Raw genomic sequence first — 26,603 nt, 5'->3', positions numbered from 1 at the left:
CCGGGCGCGCCGGTCGCCGCCCCCGCCGTAGGACCTTGGAAGGGACCCCCGTCGCACCACGGGGGTCCTCCCTGTCGGCGGAGCCGACCCGGCGGGCTCAGCCCCTCGCGTAGTTGCGCAGGAAGAGGGCCTCCGCCACCGACAGGCGCTCCAGCTCCTCGGGGGACACGCTCTCGTTCACCGCGTGGATCTGGGCCTCCGGCTCGCTCAGGCCGATGAGGAGGATCTCGGCGTGCGGGTAGAGGGCGGCAAGGGTGTTGCACAGCGGGATCGAGCCGCCCTGGCCGGCGTACTGCATCTCCTGGCCCGGGTAGGCCACCGCCATGGCCTCGGCCATCGCCGCGTACGCCGGGCTGGTCGTGTCCGCGCTGAACGGCTGCCCCTGGCCGGTCTGCTCGGTGCTCACCCGGGCGCCCCACGGGGTGTGCGCCTCCAGGTGGGCCTGCAGCAGCTTGGTCGCCTCCGCCGCGTCCACGCCCGGCGGCACCCGCAGGCTCACCAGCGCGCGGGCGCTCGCCTGCACGGAGGGGGTGGCGCCGACGACCGGCGGGCAGTCGATGCCCAGGACCGTGACCGCGGGGCGCGCCCAGATACGGTCGGCGATCGTGCCGGAGCCGATCAGCCCGACGCCGTCGAGCACCTTGGCGTCCGTGCGGAACTGCGCGTCGTCGTACTGCAGCCCCTCCCACCGGGTTTCGGGGGCGAGCCCGTCGACCGTCGTCGAGCCGTCCTCCGCGCGCAGCGAGTCCAGTACGCGGATCAGCGCGGCGAGCGCGTCGGGTGCCGCGCCACCGAACTGGCCCGAGTGCAGATTGCCTTCGAGCGTGTCGATCCGCACGCGGACGAGGGTCATGCCGCGCAGGGTGGAGGTGACCGTCGGCAGGCCGACGCGGAAGTTGCCCGCGTCGCCGATGACGATGGTGTCGGCCTCCAGGAGGCCGGGGTGCTCCTCGGCGTACCGCTCCAGGCCTCCGGTGCCCATCTCCTCCGAGCCCTCGGCGATCACCTTGATGTGGACCGGCACCCCGCCGTCGGCCTTCAGGGCGCGCAGCGCCAGCAGGTGCATGATCACGCCGCCCTTGCAGTCGGCGGCGCCGCGCCCGTACCAGCGGCCGTCGCGCTCGGTCAGCTCGAAGGGCGGCGAGGTCCAGGCGGCCTCGTCCAGCGGGGGCTGCACGTCGTAGTGGGCGTAGAGGAGGACGGTCTTCGCCCCCTCGGGGCCGGGCAGGTGGCCGTACACGGACTGCGTGCCGTCGGGGGTGTCGAGCAGGGCCACGTCCTCGAAGCCCTCGGCGCGCAGGGCGTCGGCGACCCACCCTGCGGCGCCCTCGCTCTCGCTCCTCGGGAACTGGTCGAAGTCCGCCACCGACTTGAAGGCCACCAGCTCGGCGAGCTCCGCCTTCGCCCGGGGCATCAGCGAGGCGACGGTCTCGGCGACCGGATGCGACGACATGGGCACGCTCCTTGTGGGTGCGACGTTGAACCTCTGCGTGCCTCAGATCCTCGCACAGCGGTCTGCGGCAGCCTCCGCCGTAGGATGCGGGGGACAGGGTGCGGCAGCGGCGTGATCGGGAGCAGCAGACCATCGTGAGCAGCGAGAACTCTTCGGCGGACGACGTGCAGCGGGTGTGGGACGTCGTCGTGGTGGGCGCGGGACCCGCGGGGGCCTCGGCCGCCTACGCGGCGGCGGTCGCGGGACGGCGCGTGCTGCTGCTGGAGAAGTCCGAGCTGCCCCGCTACAAGACCTGCGGCGGCGGCATCATCGGCCCCTCGCGTGACGCGCTCCCGCCCGGCTTCGAGCTGCCGCTCAGGGACCGGGTGCACGCGGTGACGTTCTCGAACAACGGCCGCTTCACCCGGACCCGCCGCTCCCGGCAGATGCTGTTCGGGCTGATCAACCGTCCCGAGTTCGACCAGCGGCTGGTCGAGCACGCGCAGAAGGCGGGCGCGGAGCTGCGTACGGGCCTCACCGTGACGCGGGTCGAGCAGCACGGCTCGGCCGTGCCGGACCGGCGCTCGGTCGCCGTCGTCCTGCAGAGCGGTGAGACACTGCTCGCCCGCGCGGTCGTGGGCGCCGACGGCAGCGCCGGCCGGATAGGAGCACATGTCGGGGTCAAGCTCGACCAGGTGGATCTCGGGCTGGAGGCGGAGATCCCGGTGCCGGAGACGGTCGCCGAGGACTGGAAGGGGCGGGTGCTCATCGACTGGGGCCCGATGCCCGGCAGCTACGGCTGGGTCTTCCCCAAGGGCGACACCCTCACCGTCGGCGTGATCTCGGCCCGCGGCGAAGGCGCCGCGACCAAGCGCTATCTGGAGGACTTCGTCGCCCGCCTGGGGCTCGCGGGCTTCGAACCCAGCATCTCCTCGGGTCACTTGACCCGCTGCCGGGCCGACGATTCGCCGCTGTCGCGCGGGCGGGTGCTGGTGTGCGGGGACGCGGCGGGGCTGCTGGAGCCGTGGACCCGCGAGGGCATCTCGTTCGCCCTGCGGTCGGGCCGGCTCGCGGGGGAGTGGGCGGTGCGCATCGCCGAGGCGCACGACGCCGTGGACACCCGGCGTCAGGCCCTCAACTACGCGTTCGCCGTCAAGGCGGGGCTCGGTGTCGAGATGAGCGTCGGGAAAAGTCTGCTGTCGGCGTTCGAGCGCCGTCCCGGCCTGTTCCACGCGGCCCTCACCGGCTTCCGCCCGGCCTGGAACGCGTTCCGGGACATTACGCGGGGCTCGACGTCGCTGGCCGAGATCGTCCGCACCCATCCGATGGCCCAGCGGGCCCTGCTCGCGATGGGGCCCCGGCCCGGTGCCCCGGCCGCCGGAGAGGTCAGCTCCTGACGGAGATCTCGAAGACCGGGTGGTCGGGGGCGATACGGCGCAGCTCCTCGTCGGAGGAGCCGGGACCGACCCCGTTGAAGAAGATCCCGACCTCCGCCTTCCAGCGCTTGAGGTAGGCGCGCAGCAGCGGAGCCTTGTCGTCGTCGGCGACCTCGGTGGCGGTGAAGACGTCGGTGTTCCCCCCGAGGCGCAGCTCGCCGCCGCCTGCCGCGCGCATGTTGTGCGTCCACTGGACGTGGCCGCGAGGAGCGACGAGGTACTGCCGGCCGTCCACGGTCAGCAGGTTCACGGGGGTGGTCCGCCACTCGCCGCTCTTGCGGCCGCGGACCGCGAGGACCCGTGAGCCCCAGATGCTGATGCCGCGGCGGGTCATCCAGGACACGGCGCGGTTGAAGACGTTGACGGTGAACCAGCCGGGCTTTTGCACGTGTGTCGACATGGGTGACCTCTGGTGTGTGGAGCGTCGCTCTCTTTTGTGAGCACTGCTCTCGCTCGGTGTCCAGTCTGCATCGGGTCGGCGATCCAATGCAAGAGCACTGCTCTCGAATGTGTTCGCCGCTCTTTGTTGTGTGCACTGCTCTGCATTCATGGGACACTGTCCTCCATGAGCAGCGCAGCACAGGGCGCCCGTGCCCGGGCCAGGATCGAGGTCACCGCGGCCATCAAGGACGAGGCACGCAGACAGCTCGCGGCGGAGGGTGCCGCGAAGCTCTCGCTGCGGGCCGTGGCCCGCGAACTCGGCATGGTCTCCTCCGCGCTGTACCGCTACTTCCCCAGCCGGGACGACCTGCTGACCGCTCTCATCATCGACGCCTACGACTCCCTCGGCGAGGCCGCCGAGGCGGCGCACGACGCCGTCGCCGACGCCGCGCCGGCGCGGCGCTGGTCCGCGGTGTGCGAGGCGGCCCGCGTGTGGGCACTCGGGCACCCGCACGAGTACGCGCTGATCTACGGTTCGCCGGTGCCCGGCTACAAAGCGCCGCAGACCACCATCCCGGCGGCCGCACGCGTGGGCCTCCTCCTCATCCGCATCGTGCGTGACGCCCATCAGGGGCAGGGCCTGACCGCGCCCCCGCTGCCCGCCGAGCTGCGGGCCGAGGCGGAGCGGATGACCACGGCCCTGGCGCCCGATCTCCCGCCCGAGGTCGTCGCCGCGCTCGTCGCCTCCTGGGCCGAGCTGTACGGGCTGATCGGGTTCGAGCTGTTCGGGCAGTTCCGCCGGGTGGTGGAGGACCGCGAGCCGTTCTTCCGGCACGCGGTGACCCGACTGGCCGGCGGGGTGGGCCTCGTCTAGACACCCGGACCCCGGTCGTCGTACTTCCCGGGGAGTACGTGTGATCACCACGCCCGGCTGACGCTCCGCGCGCCGTACGGCGTCTAGCGTGGCGGTCATGGACGAGCAGCGCGCGCACCGGGGCGGCCCGCCCCAGTGGCGGGGGCACGGACCCCCGTGGCTGAACCGCTGGGACGGTGAGGATCAGGGGCCCCGGTGGCCCTGGCGTTCCACCGTGCTGATCACCGCGTTCGTGCTCGTCGGCTCGAACTTCGCGGCTCATCAGCAGGAGGGCGAACGGGCCGCGCTCGACGTCTTCGCGCGCGTGCTGCTGATTGCGGGCTCCGCCCTGCTGCTGTGGCGCAGACGGCACCCGGTGCTTGTCCTGTTCGGCACGTCGGCGACCGCCATGGTCTACCTCGGCGCCGGATACGCGTACGGGCCGGTGTTCCTGACCGTCGCCGTGGCCTGCTTCGCCGCCGTGGTCACCGGGCACCGATGGGCCGCCTGGACGGCCCTCGGAATGCTCTGGGCCGGACATGTGCTGGTGGCCCACTGGCTGTACCGGTGGCTGCCCCCCTCCCACGACTCGTCCGTCTCCTGGACGCAGGAGATCGTGATCGCCACCTGGGTGGTGGCGATCGTGGCGCTGTCGGAACTGGCCCGGGCGAAGCGCGAGCAATGGGCCCGCGAGCGTGCCGAGCGCGCGCAGGCGGCCCGGCGGCGCGCGGACGAGGAGCGGCTGCGGATCGCCCGCGAGCTGCACGACGTCCTGGCACACAGCATCTCCGTCATCAACGTCCAGGCGGGCGTCGGTCTCGCCCTCCTCGACAGCGACCCGGAGCAGGCGCGCAAGGCGCTCACCACCATCAAGTCGGCGAGCAAGGAGGCGCTCGGCGAGGTGCGCCAGGTGCTCGACAGGCTCCGTACGCCCGGTGACGCGCCGCGCGCTCCGGCTCCCGGACTCGACCGGCTGCCCGAGCTGGTGGAGCAGGCGGCGAGCGCGGGACTCACGGTCGAGGTGGAGGGGGAGCCGCCCGACCTCCCGCCCGGCGCGGGCCTTGCGGCCTTCCGTATCGTCCAGGAGGCGCTCACCAATGTCGTACGGCACTCGGGATCGCGTCACGCGTGCGTGCACCTCGACCAGGTGGGCCGGACGCTGCGGCTGCGCATCGACGATGACGGTCCCGCGACCGGCGCCGACGCGGGCGGCAGCGGCAACGGCCTGGCCGGAATGCGGGAGCGGGCCGCCGCGCTGGGTGGCACGATCGAGGCGGGACCGCGCCCCGACGGCGGCTTCACCGTGCTCGCCGTACTGCCGTTGAAGGTCAAGGAGGACCGGTGATCCGCGTACTGCTCGCCGACGACCAGGCGCTGGTGCGGGCCGGTTTCCGGGCGCTGCTCGACGCCCAGCCGGACATCGAGGTGGCCGGGGAGGCCTCCGACGGCGAGGAGGCGCTGCGCGAGGTGCGCGAACTGCGCCCCGACGTCGTCCTGATGGACATCCGTATGCCCGTCCTCGACGGGCTCGCCGCGACCCGCCGTATCACCGGCGACACCGGCCTGAAGGATGTCAGGGTCGTCATGCTCACCACCTTCGAGCTCGACGAGTACGTCTTCGAGGCGATCCGCTCGGGTGCCTCCGGCTTCCTGGTCAAGGACACCGAACCGGACGAACTCCTGCGTGCCGTGAGGGCGGTGGTGGAGGGCAACGCCCTGCTCTCCCCGGGGGTGACCCGCCGGCTGATCGCCGAGTTCGCCGCCCGCTCCAAGGAACCGGCGGCCGAAGGCGCCCTCGCCGGGCTCACCGAACGCGAGCGGGAGGTGATGGCCCTGGTCGGCATCGGCCTGTCCAACGAGGAGATCGCCCGCCGCCTGGTCGTCAGCCCGCTCACGGCCAAGACCCACGTCAGCCGCACGATGGTGAAGCTCGGTGCCCGGGACCGCGCCCAACTGGTCGTGCTGGCCTACGAGTCGGGGCTGGTGCGACCGGGCTGGCTGGGCTGAGGGGACGGAGGGGCCCGGTGGAACCGGACCAGCACGCTGATCGTACGGGCGAGGAACAGGACGGGTGCGAGGATTTGGCCCGCACACAGCAGCAAGGGGCTCACGATGCCGGGCAGTTCGAACAGCAACGCCGGACCGGCCACGGCTCCGAAGAGGACGGCGGCCGCGAACGCGGCACTGCACAGCGCGTATCCGATCTCGACGGTGATCGCGTCCCGCTCGGCCTGACCGCGCCGTCCCCCGTAGCTCGTCACCGTGCGAGTCTCACAGCCGTGCGCCCGGCGGGGCAAGCAGCCCCCGCCGGGCGCACGCGTAGGAGGCGGTGTCCCCCTGGGCCCTGCCGTTACGGCGAGACCTCGTCGCGTACCGAGACGCGCTCCGCCTCCAGGGAGGTGGACCTGGCGACCACGACGGACCGCTGCGTACGGCGGGTGCGCAGTCCGGTGAGCGTGATCAACAGCCCGGCGACGGCGATGCCCGTCACCACCACGAGGCCGGGCCGGTAGCTGTCGAGGACTGCCTGTGGGGTGGCGTTCTCGGGGGCGCCCGCGGTCACCACCGCCGTGACGACGGCCAGGAAGATCGCGCCGCCGACCTGGACGGAGGTGTTGAGCAGACCGGAGACCATGCCCTGCTCGTGGTCCGCGACGCCGTTGGTGGCCTGGATGTTGAGCGACGGGAACACGAGGGCGCAGGCGGCGCCGATCAGCAGCATCGACGGCAGGATGACCGCGGCGTAGCCGGGATCGAGGCTGACGCGCAGGAACAGCGCGTACCCGACGACCATGAGGGCGAAGCCCACCGCGATCAGCCGCTCGGTACCGAACCGGTCGACGATCGAGCCGACCTTCGTCGAGGACACCGCCACCAGCGCGCCCGCGGGCAGGAAGGCGAGCGCCGTGTGCAGCGCCGACCAGCCGAGCAGCGACTGCATGTACAGCGTGACCAGGAACTGGAAGCCGACGTACGACCCGAAGAAGGCCATCGCGCCGAGCTGGGCCCGGACTTGGCTGCCGGAGCGCAGTACCCCGAGCCGGATGAGCGGCCCCGCCGAGCGACGCTCGACCAGGACGAACACCGTCACCAGCGCGGCGACGGCCAGGAAGGACAGCAGCGTACGGGCCGATCCCCAGCCGGCCTCCGGTGCCTGGACGACGGTGAAGACGAGCAGCAGCATCGAGGCGGTGCCGATGACGGCGCCGGGGATGTCGTATCCGTTGTGCCCCTTCTCGCGTTCGCTGCGCGGCAGCAGCTTCAGACCGGCCAGCAGCGCGAACAGGGCGATGGGCGCGGGAAGCAGCATGGTCAGGCGCCAACTGGCCTCGGTGAGCAGGCCGGACAGCACTAGGCCCATCGAGAACCCGGTGGCCGCGCAGGTGGTGTAGAGGGAGAGCGCGCGGTTGCGCAGCGGGCCCTCGGCGAAGGTCGTGGTGATGATCGACAGGCCGGCGGGCGCGGTGAAGGCCGCGCTCAGGCCCTTGACGAAGCGGCTGGCGATCAGCAGCGGACCCGAGTCGACGAGCCCGCCGAGCAGCGAGGCCAGGGCGAAGACGGCGAGGGCGCCCAGGAAGACCTGGCGTCGGCCGAGGAGGTCGGCGGTACGTCCGCCGAGGAGGAGCAGGCCGCCGTAGCCCAGGATGTAGCCGCTGACGATCCATTGCAGCGTCGAGGTGGACAGGCCGAGATCGGAGCCGATGGACGGCAGTGCGACGCCGACCATCGAGACGTCGAGCGCGTCCAGGAACATCGCGGCGCAGAGCACCAGCAGGGTGCCCCACAGCCGGGGAGTCCAGCGAACCGCCGAGGACGGGGCCGCGGGGGTGGTGAGCGGAGAGGTCATACCGAGGAGACTACATGCGCATGCATCAAATGCAAACGCATTTAATTCCAATGCAATTATTGTCTTTCTCTGCTACGGTGCGCGCATGGCGGCGAAGAAGGCCGAGCAGGCGCTCGTTGAGCAGTGGCGGGACATCCTGGCGCTGCACGCGCGCACGCAGTGCGAACTCGACCGCGCCCTGCATCAACACGGCCTGTGCGCCAGTGACTTCGAGGTCCTCGATGTCCTCGCCCAGGGCCGCGCGGCGGACGGCACCTGCTCGTACCGCGTCCAGGAGATCTCCGACCGGGTCCACCTCAGCCAGAGCGCGCTCTCACGGCTCGTCGCCCGTCTGGAGAAGGACGGCCTCGTCGAGCGCAGGCTGTGCCCGGAGGACCGGCGGGGTGTCCGCGTGGCGCTCACGGAGAAGGGGCGCGGGCTGCACGGCGAGGTGCTGCCCCTGCAGCGCGCGGTGCTGACCAGGATGCTGGCGGGCTGACGGCGCCCGCGCCGTCCCGTTCGGGCTCAGCTCCAGGTCACGGCGGACTTCTCCCGCCACAGCGCGGCGACGGACGCGTCACCGGTCACGCCCGGGAAGGGCGCCCGGTTCCACAGCGACAGGTACAACTGCGCGGCGGACCCGGCCACTTCGCAGTCGGCGGCGCCCGTTTCACCGCGCTCGGCGACCGGCGGCTCCAGCGACAGCCGTACGGTCCACACGGCGTCGCCGGTGTCCGTCGCCCGCACCCTCAGCACCCGGGGCTCGTCGCTGCGGACCCTGCTCCTGCGCCGGGCGTGGAAACCGCGCAGCAACTCGTCGATGCCGTCGGCCGCGAAGCCCGGGGCGATGTCACCGATGCCACCGCCGCGCGCGGACTCCGCGTCGACCCGGTGCACCGTCGTCTCGTGCGCCTGCCGTCGCGCCCAGAACGCCAGCGGCGACGGCGCGGGCAGGAAGTACCAGCACTGCACGTCGGGCGCGGCGGAGCGGAGAGTGTCGACGAGATGCCAGTGCCCCTCCCGGAACCAGGCCAGGAGTTCGGCTCCGTCGAGTTCGGGCTCGCCCCCGCCGGGGCGCGGGGAGGTGTGCCCCTCGGCCACGAACCCCGCCGCCCAGCGATGCACCATCCCGGTGTGCCGCAGCAGGTCCCGCACCTGCCAGTCCGGACAGGTCGGCACTTCGGCCCCGGTCCCTGCGGCCTCGGCGGCCAGGGCCAGCGACCGGCCCTCCCGGTCCAGGATCTCGATGAGCTCGGAGGTGTCCATGGGGGGAGTGTGCCGGATGGAGCCTGGTCAATGGGATGCCGGGCCGCCGATGTTCATGGAAGTGCTGCCAACTCTCCCGACAGAACCATCGATTGGCCATCGATTGGCATGGACCTGCTCATGATCAGCGGCTAGGATCGGCTGCGTCACATTGCTGAGAGCGCTCTCAGATATCGGCTGTTCCACCCCACCCAGTTGGAACGACGAAGGGCAATCTCCATGAGACGCACCAGATGCACACGCGTGGGCTTGGCCGCGCTGCTCATGCTCGGCTCCGTTGTCGCCGCGGGCACTGTGCCCGCCTCCGCCGACGACACCCCGCCGGCCGCGGCGCCCGCCTCCGACGGGCTTCTCTCGGCCATGCAGCGCGACCTCCGGCTGTCGAAGCAGGAGGCCGAGGCGAGGCTCGCCGCCGAACGGCGGGCCACGGCCGTGGAGCCCAAGGCCCGCCGTGCCGCCGGAGCATCCTTCGGCGGCTCCTGGTTCGACGCCTCCAGCGGCACGCTGAGCGTGGGCGTCACCCCGGACACGTCCGCCGCCGCCGTCCGGCAGATCCGGGCCATGGGCGTGACCGTCACCACCGTCGCGCACGGTGCTCGGGAGCTCGCCGCCACCCAGGCGCGGATCGACAAGCTCTCCGCGCCGTCCGGCGTCAGCAGCTGGCACGTCGACCCCAAGGCCGGCACGGTGGTCGTGAGCATCGTCAGCGGCAAGCAGCGTGACAACGATGTCCGGCAATTCGTCGCCCGCGCCCGCCGGGCGGGCCCCGTCACCGTGCAGCGGGTGCCCGCCGCACCGACCACCCTCGCCGCCGGAACCGTCGGCGGCGACCCCTACTACACCGGCAACGTCCGCTGCTCCATCGGCTTCTCCGTGTACGGCGGCTTCGTCACCGCCGGGCACTGCGGACGGGCCGGCGCCGGTGTCCGGGGCTGGGACGGCAGCTACATCGGCAACTTCCAGGGCTCGTCGTTCCCGGACAACGACTACGCCTGGGTCAACGTGGGCAGCGGCTGGTGGACGGTTCCGGTCGTGCTCGGCTGGGGCACCATCCCGGACCGGCTCGTGCGCGGCTCGGCCGCGGCGCCGGTCGGTACCTCCGTCTGCCGGTCGGGATCGACGACGCACTGGCACTGTGGCACGGTTCTCGCCAAGAACGAGACCGTCAACTACAGCCAGGGCGCGGTGCATCAGATGACCAAGACCAGCGTCTGCGCCGAACCCGGTGACTCGGGAGGCTCGTACATCAGCGGCGACCAGGCCCAGGGCGTCACCTCCGGCGGCTGGGGCAACTGCAGCAGCGGCGGCGAGACCTGGTTCCAGCCCGTCAACGAGATCCTCAACCGGTACGGCCTGACCCTCCACACCGCCTGATCCCCCGGCACACGAGTGTGGCCCGGCCGCTCGGCCGGGCCACACCCCTGTCACTGCGGCAGACCGGCCGGGTCGGTCGCCCACCGGGTGTTCGGCTGCTCGGCGAGCCGGAAGGCAAGGGTGCCTCCCGAGCGGATCAGACCGGCATCCGTCCAGGACTTCTCGTACGGCCGCCCGTCTGCAGCAGGGACGCGCTGCCCGGGGTCTGCGGAGCCAAGGGGCGTGGATACCGGGCTCATTGGTCGGGTTGTAGCGCAGCGGGTCGCCACCGAGGACCGACCAGGAGCCGTCCGCCTTGTGGAAGAAGCCGTCCAGCCGGGATGCGGCCACCTCCCGGCCGCCCATCGCTTCCGCCAGCCCCGGGACGTCCTGCGGCACCATCCAGGTGCAGGCGGCTGCTGGTGCACATGACGGACAGTCAGCGAGGCTAGGGGGGCGGCACGGAGGGAGGAAAGTGGCCTGCTCGTCCTCGCGGTGAACGGGGGCGTGAACCCGCGGGCCGAGTACGCGCTCGCCCGTGCGGTCGGCCCCGCCGCACGGGCCGGGTACCCGCTCGCCCACGCAGTCGGCCCCGCCGCGTCCGCATGTGGCGGACCTGCGCCTTGTGCGGGTGAACGACGCGGTGGAACGCTTCCTGTCCGTCGGGCGGACGGGAACAGGGGCGTGGACGGATGGAGCTGGAGCTTCGGCATCTGCGTGTGCTGTGCGCGATCGCCGATGCGGGGAGCGTGGGCCGGGCCGCGTCGGAGCTGGGGTACTCGCAGCCGGCCATGAGCACCCAACTCCGGCGGATCGAGCGCTACTTCGGTGAGTCGCTGTTCGACCGCGGGACGACGGGCGTGAGTCTGACGCCGTACGGCATCGAGGTCGTCGCCCAGGCGCGCGACGTCCTGGCCCGTGCCGCGGCGATCGGGTACCGTCCGGCCGCCGAAGCCGCACGAAGCCGTCGGACCCTGCGCCTGGCCGCGACCAACTCCCCTGTCCTGTCGGGCATGGTCTCCCGGATGCGTGCCCGGCTGCCGGACGTTTCCCTGTCGGTGAGCAGTGTGTACGCCTCCTCGCGGATCGTGGAACTCCTGGAGGAGGGCGCAGTCGACGCGGCCGTCGCCGCGGACTACCCGGGAATGGAGCTGAGGCACTCCGACGCGGTGGCCCATCGCGGGATCGTCACCGAGCCCACGTTCGTGGCCCTGCCGTCCCGCCATCGGCTCGGACACCGCACTCAGGTCCCGCTCGCCGGCCTGGCCGAGGACGCCTGGTTCCTGACGCCGGACGACGGGGCGGGCTGGCCCGGAGTCTTCTACGCCGCCTGTGAGGCGGCCGGGTTCTCGCCGGTCGCCGTGCATGAATTCCTCGGTGACCAGGCGCAGTTGCAGCGGATGATCGCCGACGGCCTCGGGGTCTCCGTCGTACAGCCGACGCTCCGGCCGATCCCGGATGTGGTGATCAGGCCCCTGATCGGTACGCCGCTGTGGTGCCGTTACGTACTGGCCTGGCGGCGTGACACGGTCGCCGCGGAGGTGGTGGAGACGCTGTTCCACTCCGCCGCGGCCGCGTATCGCCAACTCGTCGGGCAGTCACCGCACTTGAGGAAGTGGGCCGCGGGGACGTGGAGCGGGGCCGGGGCGTAGGCGACCTGTCCGGCTCGGCCGGGCCGTCCCCACGCATCCCCGCAGTTCCCGGTGTTATGGCTCGTTAGTGCAATGTGCTATGTCACACGCCATTGTTGGGCCGGGTCGGCGTTGAGATGGTGCCTCACACGCCTCAACTCCCCTATCGAGGCGCATCCATCCGTGGAGGAGTCCAGATGCGCTACCCCTTCGCGCTGCCCGGACGCGTGGCCGGTGCCCTCGCCGTCTGCGTCACCCTTGCCGGCCTGTTGTCGGCACCGGCGCTCGCGGCATCCCCCGCCCAGCGCGGCACCACCCCCATGACCGCGTCCCGGCACGCAACCCCACCCCCACCCCCGTCGCCGACCGGCTCGACCGTCGGTGCCGCCGAACGTCCCGCCGTACAGGGCCGACGGCTCACCGCGGCCCAGCTGCCTCCGTTGACGCCGGAACGCTCCCGGCCCCGACCCGACACGGGAACCGGAACGCAGGCCACCCCGAACGCGGCCTCCTGCACCCCGGCCGACTTCGCCGGCCGGACCGGCAGCGCTCTCGTCGCGTTCGTCAAAGCCTCGACCACGGGCTGTGTCAACACCCTGTTCGCCGTCGCCGGAACCGACGCCGGCGGCGTGTTCCGCCAGTCCCGGATGGTCACGGTGGCGAAGGCCTTCACGCAGGAGGCGCAGCGCTACCGGGGCGACAACGCGTCCGGGGTGTGGCAGCTCGTCCTGTTCCTGCGTGCCGGCTACTACGTCCAGTTCAACCACCCGGACGACGTCGGACCCTACGGTGCGCCCCTGGCCCGGGCCACCACACGCGGCCTGGACGCCTTCTTCGCCAACCGGCGCTCCAGGGACGTCACTTCGGCGAACGGTGACGTACTGGGCGAGGTCGTCATCCTCACCGACAGCGCCGACCAGCAGGCCCGCTATCTCAAGGTCTACCGGCGGATGCTCAACGGCTACGACAGCTCGTACGACGCCTTGCCCAGCATGCTCGCGGCCGTCAACGACGTCTACACCCCGCTCTGGCGCGGCAACTGGAACACGGACTACGTCGAGGCGGTCACCGCGGACCCGGGCGTGGTCCGGACCCTCCACAGGTTCGCGCTGCGGCACCTGGACCTGCTCGGGACCGACCGCGCGTATCTGGACTCCAACGCCGGGATGAACCTCGCCCGCTACGTCGAGCACCCGGCGCTGCGGGACACGGTCCGGCCCCTGGCCAGAGAACTGCTGAACGCATCGAAGATCACCGGCCCCGCGGCCGGACTGTGGGTCGCGGTGGCCACGCAGGCCGACTACTACGACCGCACCGGCTGTTCCTACTACGACATCTGCGGCCTGACTGACCGGCTGACCCGTGCGGCGCTGCCGATCACCCACGCCTGCGACGCGACCCGCACCATCCGGGCCCAGGCGCTCACCTCCGAGGACCTCGACGCCGTGTGCGCCAACCTGGCGGGTCAGGACCCGTACTTCGCCAACCTCGTCAAGGACGACGGACCCATACCCGGTCAGTATCTGTCGACCCTCCACCTGGTCGTCTTCGCCAGCCGTGCGGACTACCAGACCTACGCCGGGGCGATCTACGGCGTCAGCACCGACAACGGCGGCATCACCCTCATAGGAGACCCGGCCGATCCCGACAACCAGCCGCTTGCGCTCATGTACCAGAAGAGCACCGACAACGGTTTCACGGCCCGGATCTGGAACCTCAACCACGAGTACACGCACTACCTCGACGCCCGCTACGACATGAAGGGCGACTTCGCCCAGCAGACGTCGGTGCCGGACGTCTGGTGGATCGAGGGCGTGGCCGAGTACCTCTCCTACGGCTACCGCGGCCTCACCTACACCCAGGCGGTCGCGGAGGCGGGCAGGCACACCTACCGGCTGAGCACCCTGTTCCAGAACACCTATGACAACAGCGACGTGACCCGCACCTACCCCTGGGGCTATCTCGCGGTCCGCTACATGGTCGAGGAACACCCTGCCGACATCCACCGCATGCTCGACCGTTTCCGCGTCGGTGACTACGCGGGCGGATACGCCATCTACACATCCGAGATCGGAACCCGCTACGACGCCGACTTCGACCGGTGGCTGACGGAGTGCGCCGCCGGCGGGTGCTCCACACCCGGCCCGGCCGAACTCCGCAGGTCAGCGGCACACACCGTGAATCCGTAGTCGATTCCCCTCGCCGCCCGGTCCCGCCGTTGCGCGGGCCTGGGCGGCCGACCTTTCCCCCACACGAAACCGGCGTCGGCCGTGCTCACGCCGCCGCTTTCGCCTCCCATCGGAACGCCCACTCCGTGCGGGGCTCCACCGCGAGGCGGAAGACGCGTCGTACGGGCGGTGTGCACAGCAGGGTCACGACCGTGGTGGCGACGACGGTGACGGCGATCTCGCCGAGCGGCCGGTGGACCCAGGCAGGGTCGTACCAGCCCCAGTGGTTGGCGGCCTGGGCGACGAAGCCGTGGAGCAGATAGCCGTACAGCGTGCCCGCGCCCAGCGCGGTGAACCACACGCGTCGCCGGGGCACCCAGGCCAGGAAACAGACGACCAGGAGCAGCGAGCAGCCGAAGAGGACCAGCGTCATGACGGGCCCGTACCACTCGGGTGCGCCGAGGGCGCGGGCGCTTTCGCGGTGGTAGAACCATCCGGTGCTCATCCGGGGGACCGCCCAGTACGCCAGCCCGAGCGCGCAGGCCAGCACGGGCACGGCGAGGACACGCACCGCAGGGCGGCGGACCAGTTCGAAGTGGCTCGGTTTCAGGCACAGGCCCAGCACGAAGTACGGCAGGAACTGCAGGGTGCGCTGCAGGTCGAGGTCGTCGCCTATGGACGGGGTCAGGGTCGCCAGCATCGCGATGCCGAGTGCGAGCGGCAGTGGCCGGCGCACGCTGAGCCAGATCGGGGTGGTCAGCCGCCAGATGAACAGCGCCGCCAGGAACCACGTCAGGTACAGGGGTTCCAGCAGGGTGACGGGGCGGTCGGGGACCTGGTCGGTCCACCGGGTGTAGAAGGTGTACGCCGTCTCGAAGACGACGTACGGAATGACGAGCCCGGTCACCAGCCGTTTGATCCGTTCCGGGCCGGCGTCGAATCCGCGGGAGAAGTAGCCGGAGATCACGATGAACGCCGGCATGTGGAAGGCGTAGACGAACATGTAGAGCGCGGAGACGGCCCTGCTGCCGTCCCGCAGCGGTTCCCATGCATGGCCCGTCGCCACCAGCACGATGGCCAGGAACTTGGCGTTGTCGAAGAACGCGTCGCGCCGCACCTCCCCTCCCACCCTGCCGCCACCCGGGGACTGTGCGGGATCGGACGGTGGTCTGTGCGGACCGACGGCTGTGGGGTGAGTGTGCGACATCCTGCGCGCCTCACCGCCCGCGGCTGAGGTAAACCTGTGCTCGGTGCGCAATCCTTGACCCGTGGTCGGCGCTCCACGATGCTGTGTTGCGGCACATGAGATAAGTGCCGTAATGAGCAACATCAGACTCAGTTCTCGTATCAGCCGAGGAGTGGCCATGACGCACCAGGTCCGTGCTGTCGTCGCGCGGGGCAAGGGCGCCCCCGTCAGCCTGGAGACGATCATCGTGCCCGACCCCGGCCCGGGGGAGGCACTGGTGAAGATCGAGGCCTGTGGGGTCTGCCACACCGATCTGCACTACCGCGAGGGCGGGATCAACGACGACTTCCCCTTCCTGCTGGGCCACGAGGCCGCTGGGGTCGTGGAGTCGGTGGGGGAGGGCGTCACCGATGTCGCCCCGGGTGACTTCGTCATCCTGAACTGGCGTGCCGTGTGCGGACAGTGCCGCGCCTGCCAGCGTGGACGCCCCTGGTACTGCTTCAACACCCACAACGCCAAGCAGAAGATGACCTTGCTCGACGGCACCGAGCTGTCTCCGGCGCTGGGTATCGGCGCGTTCTCGGAGAAGACGCTGGTGGCGGCGGGGCAGTGCACGAAGGTCGACCGGGCCGCGTCGGCGGCCGCCGTGGGGCTGCTGGGCTGCGGAGTGATGGCGGGCATCGGCGCGGCGATCAACACGGGCAACGTCGGACGCGGTGACAGCGTCGCGGTCATCGGCTGCGGCGGCGTCGGGGACGCTGCGGTCGTCGGGGCGAACCTGGCGGGCGCGGCGAAGATCATCGCCGTGGACATCGACGACCGCAAGCTGGCCACCGCCCGGAAACTGGGGGCGACGCACGCCGTCAACTCGAAGAACACCGACGCGGTCGAGGCGATCCGCGAGCTGACCGGCGGCTTCGGCGCCGATGTCGTCATCGAGGCGGTGGGCCGCCCGGAGACGTACCAGCAGGCGTTCTACGCCCGTGACCTGGCCGGCACGGTGGTGCTGGTCGGCGTGCCGACGCCGGAGATGAAGCTCGAACTGCCGCTGCTCGACGTCTTCGGGCGCGGCGGCGCGCTGAAGTCCTCCTGGTACGGCGACTGTCTGCCCTCCCGGGACTTCCCGATGCTCGTCGACCTCTATCTTCAGGGCCGGCTCGACCTGGACGCCTTCGTGACCGAGACCATCGCCCTCGACGAGGTCGAGAAGGCCTTCGAGCGGATGCACGGCGGCGATGTGCTGCGCTCGGTGGTGGTGCTGTGATGGCCGGTGCGCGCATCGAGCACCTCGTCACCTCGGGGACCTTCTCGCTGGACGGCGGCACCTGGGACGTCGACAACAACGTGTGGATCATCGGTGACGACACCGAGGCCGTCGTCGTCGACGCCGCACACGACGCCGGGGCGATCGCCGATGCCCTCGGCGGCCGTACCCTGCGGGCCATCGTGTGCACCCATGCCCACAACGACCACATCGACGCCGCGCCCGAACTCGCGGCGCGGACCGGCGCCCCCGTTCTGCTCCACGGCGACGATCTGCCGCTGTGGAAGCAGACCCACCCCGACCGGGCGCCCGACGGCGAACTGGCCGACGGACAGGTCCTGACCGTGGCGGGCATCGAGCTGACCGTGTTGCACACTCCCGGCCATGCCCCCGGCGCGGTCTGTCTGTACGCGCCGGCCCTGACGGCCCTGTTCGGCGGGGACACGCTCTTCGCGGGCGGGCCGGGGGCGACGGGACGGTCGTACAGCGACTTCCCGACCATCGTCGGCTCCATCCGGGACCGGCTGCTGACGCTGCCGGGCGACACCGTGGTGCACACCGGGCACGGAGAGACGACCACGATCGCCACCGAGGCCCCGCACCTCCAGGAGTGGATCGACCGCGGCTTCTGACGCTCCGCCGCTCCCTGCACGCCCGCCTTCGGCTCGCGGTTCCCGTGAGCCGAAGCAGCGGGCTGCTGTTGTTCTATATGCACTCGGTTTTGAATGGTGCAACGCCATGCACGGCTCAGCCCGGCCTCTGGATGCCTTGACAAGGGTGTGGGGCCCCCGCAGACTGATGTTGCGCTTACCGCAATCCGTTTCGCTATACGCACCGAGGTGTCATGATGATTCCCGCGTGCCGTCTCGCGGATCTTCCGCGAGGCGAGGCCTTCCGGCTCGACATCGATCCGCCGGTCTCGGTGTTCCACACCGACGACGGCGAGGTCTTCGCCATCGACGACACCTGCACCCACCAAGACGCCTCGCTCGCCGACGGCTGGCTGGAGGGCTGCGAGGTGGAATGCCCGCTGCATGCCTCCAAGTTCGACCTGAGGACCGGCGCGGTCGACGCCCCGCCGGCCAGGCTCCCGGTCCGGACGCACGAGGTCGTCGTCGAGGACGGCATGATCTACGTCCGGGTGTCGACGGAAGCCCCCAACCTGCCGCCCTGTGTCGCCTCCCGGCTCGCCGGGGGTCCCGCGTGAGGACGGTGGCCGTGGTCGGTGCGTCGCTGGCCGGTCTGTCGGCGGCGCGCTCCCTGCGGAAGCAGGGGTACGACGGACGGCTGGTCGTGATCGGCGACGAGCCGCACCGCCCGTACGACAGGCCGCCGCTGTCCAAGGAGTTCCTGGCCGGAACCATCGGCGCAGCGGATCTCACGCTGGAGACCGACGACGAGGACCTTCGGGCCGAGTGGCTGCTCGGGGTCCGTGCCACCGGACTCGACAGCGCGGAGCGCGCCGTACGGCTCGCCGACGGACGGGCGGTGCGGGCCGACGGCATCGTCATCGCCACCGGCGCCGCCGCACGCACCCTGCCCGGTTCCGAAGGGCTGGCCGGAGTGCACGTCCTGCGCACCCTGGACGACGCCCTCGCCCTGCGGGACGCACTGGCCCGCGGCGGACGGCTCGTGGTGATCGGCGGCGGGTTCGTCGGCGCCGAGGTCGCCTCCACGGCGTACACCCTCGGCCTCGATGTGACCGTGGTCGAGGCGGCTCCGACGGCGCTTGCCGGACCACTCGGCGAGACCATGGGCCACATCGTCTCCGCGCTCCACGCGGACCACGGCGTACGGCTGTTGTGCGGCGTCGGCGTCAAGGGGCTCGGCGGGGAGCACCGGGTCGACGCCGTCCTGCTGGAGGACGGCCGCAGCATCCCCGCCGACATCGTCGTGGTGGGTGTGGGCGCACGCCCGTGCGTCGAGTGGCTGGAAGGGTCCGGCGTGGCGCTCGACAACGGCGTCAAGTGCGGCGCGGACGGCCGCACCAGCCTGGCCGGCGTGGTCGCGGTCGGCGACTGCGCCAACTGGTACGACCCCCGCGTGGGCGCCCACCGGCGGGTCGAGCACTGGACCGGTGCGCGCGAGCGCCCCGACGCGGCCGTTGCCGCACTGCTGGCGTGGGGCGCGGTGGAACCGGGTGTGCCCCGGCCCCCGTACTTCTGGTCGGACCAGTACGGCGTGAAGATCCAGTTCGCCGGCCACGCGGCCGGCGCCGACAGCGTGACGATCGAGGAAGGCGCCCCGGACGACCGCAACGTCCTGGCCGTCTACCGGCGTGCCGGTCGTCCGGTCGCCGTGCTCGGAATGAACCAGCCGCGGCTGTTCACCCGCTGGCGCAAGCAGCTCGCCGTCGCGACGTCTTGACACCGCCCCCTGGGCGTCCCATGCTGCGGTTGCCTATGGCACGCAGCGTTGCTCTATACACAACGCCGTACGGATTTCTTCCTCCCGGCGCGTGAATGACCCCTCCACGACGTTCCCCGAGGAGTGCACCGTGACCTCGACCAGCCTGCCGGACAGTCTGATCGCCACCCTCCCCGGCTCCTCCTACACGGATCCGGAGATCTTCGCCCAGGAGCAGGAGCGCATATTCGAGACCATGTGGTTCTGCGTCGCGCGCGCCGGCGAACTGGCGAAGCCCGGCGCCTTCCGCACCGTCGACGTGGGCCGCGAAAGCATCCTCGTCACCCGCTCACGTGACGATTCGATCCGTGCCTACTTCAATGTATGCCGGCACCGCGGCGCCAAGATCTGCATGGAGGAGACCGGTGAGGTCAAGCGGGCGTTCCAGTGCCCCTACCACGCCTGGACGTACGACCTGAACGGCAAGCTCGTCGCGGCGCCCAACCTCACCAAGATGCCCGATGTCGGCCGCACCGAGTACGGCCTGGTGAGCGTCGCCGTCCGCGAATGGCTCGGCTATGTCTGGGTCTGCCTGGCGGAGAACCCGCCCTCCTTCGAGGAGGACGTCATCGGCGAGATCGTGGGCCGCCTCGGGGATGTCGAGTCGATCGAGCGCTACGACATCGACAACCTCTCCGTCGGCAAGCGGATCGTCTACGACGTCAAGGCGAACTGGAAGCTCATCATCGAGAACTTCATGGAGTGCTACCACTGCGCCACGATCCACCCCGAACTCACCGAGGTGCTCCCGGAGTTCGCGGACGGCTACGCCGCGCAGTACTACGTCGGCCACGGCGCCGAGTTCGGCGACGAGGTCCAGGGCTTCACCGTCGACGGCTCCGAAGGCCTGGACCGCATCCCCGGAGTGTCCGAGGACCAGGACCGCCGCTACTACGCGATCACCGTCAGGCCGCAGGTCTTCATCAACCTCGTGCCCGACCATGTGATCTTCCACCGGATGTACCCGGTGGCCGTCGACCGCACGATCGTCGAGTGCGACTGGCTCTATCTCCCGCACGTCGTCGAGACCGGCAAGGACGTCAGCCGGTCCGTGGAGCTCTTCGACCGGGTCAACCGCCAGGACTTCGAGGCCTGCGAGCGCACACAGCCCGGGATGAGCTCCCGGATGTACGCCAAGGGCGGAGTGCTGGTGCCCAGCGAGCACCACATCGGCGCGTTCCACGACTGGGTGCACGAGCGTCTGGGCACCCGGCAGCCGCAGTAGCGGCTCGTCGTTCGCAGGGCCCGCTCAGCCCAGGTGGCCCATCCGGTGGCTGATCTCCTCCGCGCCCTTGAGCAGCACCGGAGCGAGCTCGTGCAGCCGCTCCTCGGTGAACCGGTACGAGGGCCCGGAGGCGCTGAGCGCCGCGATGACCTCTCCGTCCCGGTTGCGGATCGGCGCCGCCATGGCGTGCAGACCGATCTCCAGCTCCTCCAGGGTGTAGGCATAGCCGCGCTCGCGCGCCTCGGCGAGGTTCTTCTCCAGCTTCGCCTTGGCGGTGATGGTGTGCGCGGTGACCTTCTTCATCCCGGCCGTGGTCAGCAGCGCGGTGCGCTCCTTGGCGGGCAGATGGGCCAGCAGGATCTTGCCGCTGGAGGTGGCGTGCAGGGGGGTCAGCTGGCCGACCCAGTTGTGCGCGGTCACCGCTCCCGGGCCGCGTACCTGGTAGAGGTTGATCGCGTAGTGCTCCTGCATCACGGCGATGTTGACCGTCTCGCCGATGTCCTCGGCGAGGCGCTCGCAGACGGGACGGCCCTGCTGGGTGATGTCGATGCGTCCCGTGACCGCGCCGGCCAGGCGTACGATGCCGAAGCCGAGCCGGTACTTGCCGCGCTCGCCGGCCTGCTCCACCAGACCGCGCGCCTCCAGGGCGCCGAGCAGGCGGAACGCGGTGGACTTGTGAACATCGATCTCGGCGGCCACTTCGCTGACGCCGGCCTCACCGCGCTGCGCCAGGATCTCCAGGACGCTGATGGCGCGGTCGACCGACTGCACCCCGCCGGACGGTGAAGTGGATGTTTCGGTATCTGGACTGTAGTTGCTCACAGCGAAACTATACGCGCAGTAAACAACACCAAGGCAAGTAACGGAATCGGAACCGAGGCAACTCAAGTTGCGCGCAACGCAACCTAGTGCGTATAGCGCTACTCGTACTAGCATGCCTCGCGTATCTACGGCGCGAGCGAGACGAGGCACCATGGCTCCCCTGCACTACGACTTCGTCATCGTCGGCGGCGGATCGGCCGGCAGTGCACTGGCGAACAGGCTCTCCGCGGACCCGGCGAACCGGGTGCTGGTACTGGAGGCGGGCCGGTCCGACTACCCGTGGGACGTGTTCATCCACATGCCCGCGGCGCTGACGTATCCGATCGGCAGCAGGTTCTACGACTGGAAGTACGAGTCCGAGCCGGAACCCCACATGGGCGGCAGGCGCATCTATCACGCTCGCGGCAAGGTCCTGGGCGGCTCCAGCAGCATCAACGGCATGATCTTCCAGCGCGGCAACCCCATGGACTACGAACGCTGGGCGGCCGACCCCGGGATGGAGAGCTGGGACTACGCGCACTGTCTGCCGTACTTCCGGCGTATGGAGAACTGTCTCGCGGCCGATCCGGACGACGAGTTCCGCGGCCATGACGGCCCGCTCGTCCTCGAACGCGGTCCGGCCACCAATCCGCTGTTCACCGCCTTCCTCAAGGCCACCGAGGAGGCGGGCTACGCCCCGACCGACGACGTCAACGGCTACCGGCAGGAAGGTTTCGCCAAGTTCGACCGGAATGTCCATCGCGGACGCCGTCTCTCGGCCTCGAAGGCGTACCTCAAGCCCGCCATGAAGCGGCCCAACCTCACCGTCACGACCCGCGCCCTGGTCACCCGCGTCCTCTTCGAGGGCAAGCGCGCCGTGGGCGTCGAGTACCGGCGCGGCCGGGGCGCGCCCCAGCAGGTGCGCGCCGGGGAAGTCATCCTGTGCGGCGGCGCGATCAACTCCCCGCAGCTGCTGCAGCTCTCCGGCGTCGGCAACGCGGAAGAGCTGAGCGCGCTCGGCATCGACGTCGTCCACGACCTGCCGGGCGTCGGCGAGAACATGCAGGACCATCTGGAGGTCTACGTCCAGTACGCCTGCAAGCAGCCGGTCTCCATGCAGCCGTACATGGCGAAGTGGCGCGCCCCCTTCATCGGACTCCAGTGGCTGTTCCGCAAGGGCCCCGCCGCCACGAACCACTTCGAGGCCGGCGGCTTCGCCCGCAGCAACGAGGACGTGGACTACCCCAACCTGATGTTCCACTTCCTGCCGATCGCGGTCCGCTACGACGGCTCCTCGCCGTCCGGCGGCCACGGTTACCAGGTGCACGTCGGTCCCATGTACTCCGACGCCATCGGCTCGGTGAAGATCAAGAGCAAGGACCCGCGCGAACACCCCGCGCTGCGCTTCAACTACCTCTCCACCGAGCAGGACCGCCGCGAATGGGTGGAGGCGATCCGGGTGGCCCGCAGGCTCCTCAGCCAGTCCGCCCTCGCCCCGTACAACGACGGGGAGATCTCGCCCGGGCCCGAGGTGGAGACGGACGAGGAGATCCTCGCCTGGGTCGCCAAGGAGGGCGAGACCGCCCTGCACCCGTCCTGCACCTGCAAGATGGGCACCGACGAGATGTCCGTCGTCGACCCGGCCAGCATGCGGGTGCACGGCGTGGAGGGCCTGCGCGTCGTCGACGCGTCGGTGATGCCGTACGTCACCAACGGCAATATCTACGCACCCGTGATGATGGTCGCCGAGAAGGCCGCCGACCTGATCCTCGGCAAGGAGCCCCTGGCTCCGTCCAAGGCCGCGTACTACCGCCACCGCGGCGCCCAGAAGCAGGCGGGGTAACCCTTGGGTGCCGCAGGGTTGCGGGCACTGCTGGACAGCGTCCGCTACGAGGTGCTGCCCGCGAAGGCGACCGAGGACAAGGTGCTCGCCCATGTCCCGCGCGACGTCGTCGTCACCGTGACGGCGTCGCCGGTCAAGGGCCTGGAACCGACCCTCGACCTCACCACCCGGCTCGCGGCGCACGGCTACCGCGTCGTCCCTCACGTGCCCGCGCGGCTGCTGCGGGACGACGCACACCTGAAGGAGGTCGTCGACCGGCTCCGCGAGGCGGGTGTCGACGATGTCTTCGTCCCGGCGGGCGACGCCGACCCGCCGGCCGGGGCCTACGACGGGGCGCTGCCGGTGCTGCGCAGACTGAGCGAGCTGGGCGGGCCCTTCGCGCGCGTCGGCGTCACCGGCTACCCCGAGAGCCATCCGCTCATCCACGACGACATCACCATCCAGGCGATGTGGGACAAGCGCGAGCACGCCACGTACATCGTGAGCAACCTCTGTTTCGACGCGCGTGTGCTGGGGGAGTGGATCGCCCGGATACGGCGCCGGGACGTCACCCTGCTCGTCCATGTGGGCGTCGCCGGGCCCGTGCAGCGGGCGAAGCTGCTGGCGATGGCGGCGAAGATCGGGGTGGGGGAGTCGACGCGGTTCCTGACGCGGCACCCGTCGTGGTTCGTGCGGTTCGCCGCGCCAGGGGGCTATGCGCCCGAGAGGTTGCTGACCCGCGCCGAGGAGGCGCTCACTGCGCCTTCGGCGGGGGTGGCCGGGCTGCACCTGTTCACGTTCAACCAGATCGCGGAGACAGAGCGGTGGCGCCGTGCGCTGCTGGAGCGCCTCGGGGGCTGAGGTGCTGGGGGCTGCCGCCCCGGGCCCTCGCTGTCGGCCCTGAGCGGGCCTCGTCCCCGAACGCCGGACGGGCTGGATCGTCCCGTCCGGCGTTTCCTGTGCGGGGTCCGCTCAGCGGAAGACCACCGTGCGGTTGCCGTCCACCATCACCCGGCTCTCGCTGTGCCACTTCACCGCGTGCGCGAGGACCTGCGCCTCCACGTCCCGGCCGACCGTGACCAGCTCGCCGGGGTCGAGTGAATGGTCGACCCTGACCACGTCCTGCTCGATGATCTGGCCCTCGTCCAGGTCCGGCGTCACATAGTGCGCCGTCGCGCCGACGAGCTTCACCCCGCGGTCGTAGGCCTGCTCGTAGGGGCGTGCTCCCTTGAAGCTGGGCAGGAAGGAGTGGTGGATGTTGATGGCGCGGCCCTCGAGCTGCTTGCACAGGTCGTCGGAGAGGATCTGCATGTAGCGGGCCAGGACCACCAGGTCGATGTCCAGCTCGTGCATCAGCTCCAGCAGCCGTGCCTCCGCCTCGGCCTTGGTGTCCTTGGTCACCGGGATGTGGTGGAAGGGGATGCCGTAGGTGTCCGCCAGTCCCTCGAAGTCCGGGTGGTTGGAGACGATCGCCGGGATCTCGATGTTGAGGGCGCCGGTGCGCCTACGGAAGAGCAGGTCGTTCAGGCAGTGGCCGAACCGGGACACCATGATCAGCGTCCGGGTGGGGGTGGACGCGTCCCTGAGGGTCCAGGAGATGCGGTAGGCCTCCGCCACCGGACCGAACCGGTATCGCAGGGTTTCCAGATCGGCGTCCGGATCCGAGACGTCGAAGTGGACCCTCATGAAGAAACGGCCCTGGAGCCGGTCGTCGAACTGCTGGCTCTCCAGGATGTTGCCGGAGTTCCTGACGAGAAAGCCGCTCACCGCGTGGACCAGTCCGGCGCTGTCGGGACACGAGAGGGTGAGGACGTACTCACGGCCAGGTTGCGGTCGAGGGAACTTGGGGGACACGGCGGCCTCCGTCGGTGCACATTGCACAACTCAGTGAGCGATACGCAACATAGTTGGCCTGAAGGGGACCGTTGGTCAAGAGAGAAGGGCCACTGGGCCCCTTGCGAAATCGTCATCCGCCAACCCCTTGACGTCTGTCTGGACATTCGCCAGGGTGTTCCACCACAAGCAATTGAATGCACGATGCGCAACGCATTTCGGCTGAAGGGCTTGGCGCGTGGCAGACCTGTATGTGGACGGGACGTGGCGGGATCCGGTGGCCGGAGGCCGCCGGGAGATCCGCTGTCCCGCTGACGGCACGCTCGCGGCGACCGTGTCCGAAGGGACCCGTCCCGACACCGAGGCGGCGATCGCCGCGGCCCGCCGCGCCTTCGACGCGGGACCCTGGCCCCGCACCCCCGAGCGGGAGCGCGGCGCACTGCTCCTGCGCACCGCCGACATCGTCGAACGGGACGCCAAGGAGTTCGCCCGCGCGGAGTCGCTCGACACCGGCAAGCGGCTGGTGGAGAGCGAATACGACATTGCGGACGTCGTCTCCTGCTTCCGATACTACGGGGGCCTCGGCGGCACCGACGCCGGCCGTGTGATCGACACCGGCCGCGACGACGCCGTGAGCCGCGTGGTGTACGAGCCGATCGGCGTGTGCGGGCTGATCACCCCCTGGAACTACCCGCTGCTCCAGGCGTCCTGGAAGGTGGCACCCGCACTCCTCGCGGGCAACACGATCGTCCTCAAGCCCAGCGAGCTCACCCCCTCCACCTCGATCCTGCTGATGAGGGCCCTGGAGGAGGCCGGGCTCCCGGCCGGGGCCGCCAATCTCGTCCTGGGCAGCGGGCCGGAGGCGGGCGCACCGCTCTCCGAGGACCGCGCCGTCGACATGGTCTCCTTCACCGGAGGCCTGGAGACCGGCAGGCGGATCATGGCCACTGCCGCGGCGACCGTGAAGAAGGTCGCGCTGGAGCTGGGCGGCAAGAACCCCAATGTCGTCTTCGCCGACGCCGACTTCGAGACGGCCGTGGACTTCGCCCTCACGGCGGTCTTCCTGCACTCGGGACAGGTCTGCTCGGCGGGCACCCGGCTGATCGTCGAGGACTCGCTGCACGACCGCTTCGTGGAGGAGGTCGTCCGGCGCGCCCGGCAGATCCGCCTCGGCGGACCCTTCGACACCGAGGCGGAGACCGGAGCGCTGATCTCCGCCCAGCACCTGGAGAAGGTCGAGGCCTATGTCGCGTCCGGTCTCGCCGAGGGTGCCGTGCTGCGCTGCGGTGGTGAACGCCCCGCCGACCCGGCGCTGGCGGGCGGCCACTACTACCCGCCCACCGTGCTCGACGAGTGCCGGCAGGACATGCGGGTGGTGCACGAGGAGTCCTTCGGGCCCGTGCTCACCGTGGAGCGCTTCACCGACGAGGACGACGCCGTACGCATCGCCAACGACACCGAGTACGGGCTCGCCGGCGCCGTCTGGACGCAGGACGCGGGCAAGGCCCAGCGGGTCGCCCGGCGGCTGCGCCACGGCACGGTGTGGATCAACGACTACCACCCCTATGTGCCGCAGGCGGAGTGGGGTGGCTTCGGGCACTCGGGCGTGGGCCGGGAGCTGGGACCCACCGGCCTCGACGAGTACCGAGAGCCCAAGCACATCTGGCAGAACATCCAACCCCGGCCGCAGCACTGGTTCAGCGGCTGAACGCCGAGAAGA

Annotated in this window: 25 protein-coding genes and 1 pseudogene; 16 read left to right on the top strand and 10 right to left on the bottom strand. The window is 70.6% G+C overall.

Annotated features, from left to right (window positions below; genetic code table 11):
• Positions 1-97: 97 nt before the first annotated feature.
• Positions 98-1,453 (bottom strand): dipeptidase, encoded by a 1,356-nt coding sequence (locus tag F7R91_RS10405; RefSeq protein ID WP_150946832.1) that lies wholly within the window; start codon positions 1,451-1,453, stop codon positions 98-100.
• Positions 1,454-1,587: 134 nt separating this feature from the next.
• Here F7R91_RS10405 and F7R91_RS10400 point away from each other — a divergent pair, with 134 nt between their 5' ends.
• Complete coding sequence (locus F7R91_RS10400; protein ID WP_150946830.1) at positions 1,588-2,829, top strand: geranylgeranyl reductase family protein; 1,242 nt, start codon at positions 1,588-1,590, stop codon at positions 2,827-2,829.
• On the opposite strand, the gene F7R91_RS10395 is transcribed toward F7R91_RS10400, so the two are convergent.
• Complete coding sequence (locus tag F7R91_RS10395) at positions 2,819-3,268, bottom strand: nitroreductase family deazaflavin-dependent oxidoreductase (protein WP_150946828.1); 450 nt, start codon at positions 3,266-3,268, stop codon at positions 2,819-2,821. The genes F7R91_RS10400 and F7R91_RS10395 overlap by 11 nt on opposite strands.
• Before the next feature lie 165 nt (positions 3,269-3,433).
• Here F7R91_RS10395 and F7R91_RS10390 point away from each other — a divergent pair, with 165 nt between their 5' ends.
• The 3 genes from F7R91_RS10390 to F7R91_RS10380 all read left to right on the top strand — a co-directional run bounded on the left by F7R91_RS10390 (position 3,434) and on the right by F7R91_RS10380 (position 6,109).
• A complete protein-coding gene (locus F7R91_RS10390; protein WP_150946826.1) occupies positions 3,434-4,123 on the top strand; it encodes a TetR/AcrR family transcriptional regulator in 690 nt (229 codons plus the stop codon).
• A gap of 97 nt (positions 4,124-4,220) precedes the next feature.
• Positions 4,221-5,447, top strand: coding sequence for a sensor histidine kinase (locus tag F7R91_RS10385; RefSeq protein ID WP_150946824.1), 1,227 nt, complete (start codon positions 4,221-4,223; stop codon positions 5,445-5,447).
• Positions 5,444-6,109, top strand: a complete 666-nt coding sequence (locus F7R91_RS10380) for a response regulator (RefSeq protein WP_150946822.1) — start codon at positions 5,444-5,446, stop codon at positions 6,107-6,109. Before F7R91_RS10385 ends, F7R91_RS10380 begins: the two co-directional genes overlap by 4 nt.
• Here the strand turns inward: F7R91_RS10380 and F7R91_RS10375 are convergent.
• Both F7R91_RS10375 and F7R91_RS10370 read right to left on the bottom strand, forming a co-directional pair.
• On the bottom strand, positions 6,070-6,363 hold the full coding sequence (locus F7R91_RS10375; protein WP_150946820.1) for a DUF6332 family protein: 294 nt from the start codon (positions 6,361-6,363) through the stop codon (positions 6,070-6,072). The genes F7R91_RS10380 and F7R91_RS10375 overlap by 40 nt on opposite strands.
• A gap of 89 nt (positions 6,364-6,452) precedes the next feature.
• On the bottom strand, positions 6,453-7,949 hold the full coding sequence (locus tag F7R91_RS10370; protein WP_150946818.1) for an MFS transporter: 1,497 nt from the start codon (positions 7,947-7,949) through the stop codon (positions 6,453-6,455).
• 85 nt (positions 7,950-8,034) lie between these two features.
• On the opposite strand from F7R91_RS10370, the gene F7R91_RS10365 reads away from it, so the two are divergent.
• The gene (locus tag F7R91_RS10365) at positions 8,035-8,427 is read left to right on the top strand and encodes a MarR family winged helix-turn-helix transcriptional regulator (RefSeq protein ID WP_150946816.1); all 393 of its coding nucleotides are present in this window, start codon (positions 8,035-8,037) and stop codon (positions 8,425-8,427) included.
• Positions 8,428-8,453: 26 nt separating this feature from the next.
• Here the strand turns inward: F7R91_RS10365 and F7R91_RS10360 are convergent, their stop codons facing one another.
• A complete protein-coding gene (locus tag F7R91_RS10360) occupies positions 8,454-9,194 on the bottom strand; it encodes a maleylpyruvate isomerase family mycothiol-dependent enzyme (RefSeq protein WP_150946814.1) in 741 nt (246 codons plus the stop codon).
• 219 nt (positions 9,195-9,413) lie between these two features.
• Here F7R91_RS10360 and F7R91_RS10355 point away from each other — a divergent pair, with 219 nt between their 5' ends.
• The gene (locus F7R91_RS10355; RefSeq protein WP_150946812.1) at positions 9,414-10,568 is read left to right on the top strand and encodes a S1 family peptidase; all 1,155 of its coding nucleotides are present in this window, start codon (positions 9,414-9,416) and stop codon (positions 10,566-10,568) included.
• A 50-nt stretch (positions 10,569-10,618) separates the two neighbouring features.
• Here F7R91_RS10355 and F7R91_RS42615 read toward each other — a convergent pair whose 3' ends face one another.
• The gene (locus F7R91_RS42615) at positions 10,619-10,807 is read right to left on the bottom strand and encodes a hypothetical protein (protein ID WP_225320593.1); all 189 of its coding nucleotides are present in this window, start codon (positions 10,805-10,807) and stop codon (positions 10,619-10,621) included.
• 31 nt (positions 10,808-10,838) lie between these two features.
• Positions 10,839-10,913: pseudogene (locus F7R91_RS43685) on the bottom strand (hypothetical protein); the annotation flags it as partial.
• 326 nt (positions 10,914-11,239) lie between these two features.
• Between F7R91_RS43685 and F7R91_RS10345 the strand changes: the two are divergent.
• Both F7R91_RS10345 and F7R91_RS10340 read left to right on the top strand, forming a co-directional pair.
• On the top strand, positions 11,240-12,199 hold the full coding sequence (locus tag F7R91_RS10345; RefSeq protein WP_150946810.1) for a LysR family transcriptional regulator: 960 nt from the start codon (positions 11,240-11,242) through the stop codon (positions 12,197-12,199).
• A gap of 176 nt (positions 12,200-12,375) precedes the next feature.
• Positions 12,376-14,367, top strand: coding sequence for a collagenase (locus tag F7R91_RS10340; RefSeq protein ID WP_150946808.1), 1,992 nt, complete (start codon positions 12,376-12,378; stop codon positions 14,365-14,367).
• An 85-nt stretch (positions 14,368-14,452) separates the two neighbouring features.
• On the opposite strand, the gene F7R91_RS10335 is transcribed toward F7R91_RS10340, so the two are convergent.
• On the bottom strand, positions 14,453-15,553 hold the full coding sequence (locus F7R91_RS10335) for an acyltransferase family protein (protein ID WP_150946806.1): 1,101 nt from the start codon (positions 15,551-15,553) through the stop codon (positions 14,453-14,455).
• 157 nt (positions 15,554-15,710) lie between these two features.
• Between F7R91_RS10335 and F7R91_RS10330 the strand changes: the two genes are divergently transcribed.
• The 5 genes from F7R91_RS10330 (at position 15,711) to F7R91_RS10310 (ending at position 20,427) form a co-directional block, all read left to right on the top strand.
• Entirely contained in the window at positions 15,711-16,796 is a 1,086-nt protein-coding gene (locus tag F7R91_RS10330) for an S-(hydroxymethyl)mycothiol dehydrogenase (protein WP_150946804.1), read from the top strand.
• A complete protein-coding gene (locus F7R91_RS10325; protein ID WP_150946802.1) occupies positions 16,796-17,428 on the top strand; it encodes an MBL fold metallo-hydrolase in 633 nt (210 codons plus the stop codon). The genes F7R91_RS10330 and F7R91_RS10325 overlap by 1 nt, the downstream gene beginning before the upstream one ends.
• Positions 17,429-17,640: 212 nt before the next feature.
• Positions 17,641-18,003 carry a bifunctional 3-phenylpropionate/cinnamic acid dioxygenase ferredoxin subunit gene (locus tag F7R91_RS10320; protein ID WP_150946800.1) on the top strand — a complete coding sequence of 121 codons (363 nt, stop codon included), beginning with the start codon at positions 17,641-17,643 and terminating at the stop codon, positions 18,001-18,003.
• Positions 18,000-19,163 carry an NAD(P)/FAD-dependent oxidoreductase gene (locus F7R91_RS10315; RefSeq protein ID WP_191971423.1) on the top strand — a complete coding sequence of 388 codons (1,164 nt, stop codon included), beginning with the start codon at positions 18,000-18,002 and terminating at the stop codon, positions 19,161-19,163. The genes F7R91_RS10320 and F7R91_RS10315 overlap by 4 nt, the downstream gene beginning before the upstream one ends.
• A gap of 130 nt (positions 19,164-19,293) precedes the next feature.
• Complete coding sequence (locus F7R91_RS10310) at positions 19,294-20,427, top strand: aromatic ring-hydroxylating oxygenase subunit alpha (protein ID WP_150946798.1); 1,134 nt, start codon at positions 19,294-19,296, stop codon at positions 20,425-20,427.
• A gap of 24 nt (positions 20,428-20,451) precedes the next feature.
• Here the strand turns inward: F7R91_RS10310 and F7R91_RS10305 are convergent, their stop codons facing one another.
• Complete coding sequence (locus F7R91_RS10305; RefSeq protein WP_150946896.1) at positions 20,452-21,198, bottom strand: IclR family transcriptional regulator; 747 nt, start codon at positions 21,196-21,198, stop codon at positions 20,452-20,454.
• A gap of 202 nt (positions 21,199-21,400) precedes the next feature.
• On the opposite strand from F7R91_RS10305, the gene betA reads away from it, so the two are divergent.
• Both betA and F7R91_RS10295 read left to right on the top strand, forming a co-directional pair.
• Positions 21,401-23,071, top strand: coding sequence for a choline dehydrogenase (betA, locus tag F7R91_RS10300; protein ID WP_150946796.1), 1,671 nt, complete (start codon positions 21,401-21,403; stop codon positions 23,069-23,071).
• A 3-nt stretch (positions 23,072-23,074) separates the two neighbouring features.
• On the top strand, positions 23,075-23,911 hold the full coding sequence (locus F7R91_RS10295) for a methylenetetrahydrofolate reductase (protein WP_150946794.1): 837 nt from the start codon (positions 23,075-23,077) through the stop codon (positions 23,909-23,911).
• A 111-nt stretch (positions 23,912-24,022) separates the two neighbouring features.
• Here the strand turns inward: F7R91_RS10295 and purU are convergent, their stop codons facing one another.
• Positions 24,023-24,904 (bottom strand): formyltetrahydrofolate deformylase, encoded by an 882-nt coding sequence (purU, locus tag F7R91_RS10290; protein ID WP_150946792.1) that lies wholly within the window; start codon positions 24,902-24,904, stop codon positions 24,023-24,025.
• Between the two features lie 217 nt (positions 24,905-25,121).
• Here purU and F7R91_RS10285 point away from each other — a divergent pair, with 217 nt between their 5' ends.
• Positions 25,122-26,591, top strand: a complete 1,470-nt coding sequence (locus tag F7R91_RS10285; RefSeq protein WP_150946790.1) for an aldehyde dehydrogenase family protein — start codon at positions 25,122-25,124, stop codon at positions 26,589-26,591.
• Positions 26,592-26,603 lie beyond the last annotated feature (12 nt).

This window comes from Streptomyces luteolifulvus, from assembly GCF_008806595.1.
Classification (GTDB): domain Bacteria; phylum Actinomycetota; class Actinomycetes; order Streptomycetales; family Streptomycetaceae; genus Streptomyces; species Streptomyces luteolifulvus.
Note: the sequence above shows the minus strand (reverse complement) of the source record. Positions and strands in the feature narration are given on the sequence as shown.